The 2,920-nt window shown below is 73.2% G+C and carries 1 protein-coding gene; it reads left to right on the top strand.

Annotated features, from left to right (window positions below):
* Window positions 1–2,613 (top strand): helix-turn-helix transcriptional regulator (locus ABTZ89_RS37600; RefSeq protein WP_351054028.1); only part of this gene is annotated, 2,613 nt, incomplete at its 5' end.
* Window positions 2,614–2,920 lie beyond the last annotated feature (307 nt).

Genomic DNA, 2,920 nt, shown 5'->3' with positions numbered 1-2,920 from the left:
ACCGGGGAACCGGGCATCGGCAAGACCGCACTGCTGGAGCACGCGGCGTCGGCCGCCGACGGGCTGCGGATCGTGCGCAGCACCGGGATCGAATCCGAGGCGCACCTGCCGTTCGCCGGCCTGCACCTGCTGCTGCGACCGGCCCTCGACGGCACCGACGCGCTCCCCTCGCCGCAAGCGCGTGCCCTGCGCGGGGCGTTCGGGCTCTCTCCGGCCGAGCCCGGCGACCGCATGCTCGTCGGTCTCGCCGTGCTCTCCCTGCTCGCCGAATTCGCCGACGGCGGGCCCGTCCTGTGCCTCGTCGACGACGCGCAGTGGCTGGACCGGGCGTCGGCCGAGGCCCTGCTGTTCGCCGCACGGCGGCTCGACGCCGAGGGAATCGCGCTGGTCATCGCGGCCCGGCCGGGATTCGCCGCGCCCGGACTCGCCCAGCTTCCGCTGACCGGGCTCGACGCGCCCGCCGCCGCCGAGCTGCTGGCCGAGCACGCCGCCGCGCTTTCCCCCACCGACCGGTACCGGGTGCTGGCCGAGGCGCAGGGCAATCCGCTCGCTCTCCTCGAGCTACCGGCCGCGCTCGCCACCGATCGACCGGTCAGCGGTCAGGCCCTGCCCATGACCGACGCGGTCCAGGCGGCGTTCCTCGACCAGGTGCGGCAGCTCCCCGAACCCAGCCAGCACCTGCTGCTCGTCGCGGCCGCCGAGGACACCGGTGATCGCGACGTCGTCCTGCGCGCGGCCACCGCGCTCAGCTGCCGACCGGCGGACCTGGTGCCCGCGGAGGCGGCAGGACTGATCCGGGTGGACAACCGCACCGTGCACTTCCGCCACCCCCTGGTGCGGTCCGCCGTCTACCAGTCGGCGCCGGTGAGCCTCCGCCTCGTCGTGCACACCGCCCTCGCCAAGGCCCTGACCGAGCCGGACGACGCCGACCGGCGCGCCTGGCACCACGCCGTGGTGGCCACGGGGCCTGACGAGCAGGTCGCTGCGGAGCTGGAGCGCACCGCTCAGCGGGCCGCCGCGCGCAGCGGTTACGCGGCCGCGTCGGCGGCCTACGAGCGGGCCGCGCAGCTGACGCCCTCCGGAGCCGACCACTCCCGCCGGCTAGTGCTCGCCGCCGAAGCAGCCGCCGAGGAAGGTGCCGTCGAGCGCATGGCCGAACTCGCCGGTGCGAGCACCGACGACCCGACCCTGACCGTCCGCGCCATCCGGGTCCGCGCTGCGGCGGCGTTCCACCGCGGCTCGCTCCGCACGGCCCGCGAGCTGCTGACCGAAGCAGCCGCGCTCGCGCAAGCCGACGACTTGTCGCTGGCCGCCCACCTGATGCTCGACGCGGTGCACACCGCCTGGTACCTCGGAGAAAACGAGATCGCGGACAGCGCTGACCGGCTGGCCGCTCTACCGCTGCCGCCCGACGACCCGCTCACCCACGTCGCCAGGCTGCTGACCTGGGTCGTTCGGTCCTCGATCGGGCGAGAGGACCCGGGCTCCCTCGCGGAGCGGATCGCGGACGCCCGGCGGACCGGGTTCGGCGGTCCGCACGACACGATCCTGGTCGGCGCCACCAGCCTGCAGGCCGCCGGCCAGGACACCGAGGCGCACCAGGTGACCCTCGGACTCCTCGCCCAGTGCCGCGACCAGGGCTGGATCGGCCGAACACCGCCGGTGCTGGTGTGCCTCGCCCGGGCTTCGACGTTCCTGAGCCGGCACACCGACGCCTGGGACGAGGCGACGCAGGCGCTGCAGATCGCGCAGGAGCTCGGACACCGCCAGTGGATCGCCGAGACCAGCGGTGTGCTGGCCTACCTGGCCGCGGTCGCAGGTGACGAGCAGCGCTGCCACTCCTTCGCCGACGAGGCGCTCACCGCACCCGAACCCGGCGCACCCCCGCCCGGCATGTCCTGGGCGCAGTGGGCGCTGGCGCTGCTCGACCTCGGCAACGCCCGGTGGGAATCCGCCCTCACCCGGCTGACCGCCCTGCACACCGGGCCGGTGCGGCACCAACTTCCCGGCCTGCGCAGCATCCCCGACCTGATCGAGGCGGCAGCGCGGCTCGGTCGAACGGCCGACGCCCGCGAGCCGCTCGCCCGGCTCACCGACTGGGCGCACCACGCCGAACAGCCGTGGATCGACGCGCACGTCCAGCGCTGCCGCGCGCTGCTCGCACCCGACGCGGATGCGGCGGAGCTGTACGAGACCGCGCTGCGGTCCCACCCCGACGACCGGCAGTTCGAACGCGCGCGAACCGCCCTGCTGTACGGCGAATGGCTGCGCCGAGCTCGCCGCAAGTCCGAGGCCAGGACCCACCTCCGCAGCGCGTTCGAGACGTTCCGCAGGCTCGGCGCCGCACCGTGGGCGGAACGAGCCCGTGCCGAACTCGATGCGACCGGAGACGTCGTGCCGGCAACCGAGGACGGAGCGCTGGCGGCGCTCACCCCGCAGGAGCGCAAGATCATCCGGCTGGCCGCACGCGGACTGTCCAATAGGGACATCGCCGCGCAGCTTTTCCTCAGCCCCCGCACCGTCGGATACCACCTGTACAAGGCATTTCCCAAGCTCGGTGTCACCGCGCGGACCGAGCTCGCCGCCCTCGAACTCGCCGACACCTCGCCATGACCGGAACTCCTGACACGCCAGCTGGGTGCCTGCAACGAGCAAGCACCCAGCTGACAAGATCCTTCGCGCATCGATCTGACCCGCTACGTCAGGACTCCGAAACTCCAGTCTTCACAACGGTTTCATTGGGTTCTTTTCGTCCTGTCCGGACTGCGAGTGCGAAGCACGACCGGCACCGCGCGACGAGGGCCGCATGCGCCGCAGGCGCATAACCCACCCTCGCAACCGGCACCGCCGCGGGTTCTCAGCGTTCGCCTGGCGAGGACGGCCCGACTGCCGTTTATTGGCATACATAAAGTCGGGCACC

The organism is Saccharopolyspora sp. NPDC002686 (genome assembly GCF_040295745.1).
GTDB classification, from domain to species: domain Bacteria; phylum Actinomycetota; class Actinomycetes; order Mycobacteriales; family Pseudonocardiaceae; genus Saccharopolyspora; species Saccharopolyspora oryzae.
Note: the sequence above shows the minus strand (reverse complement) of the source record. Positions and strands in the feature narration are given on the sequence as shown.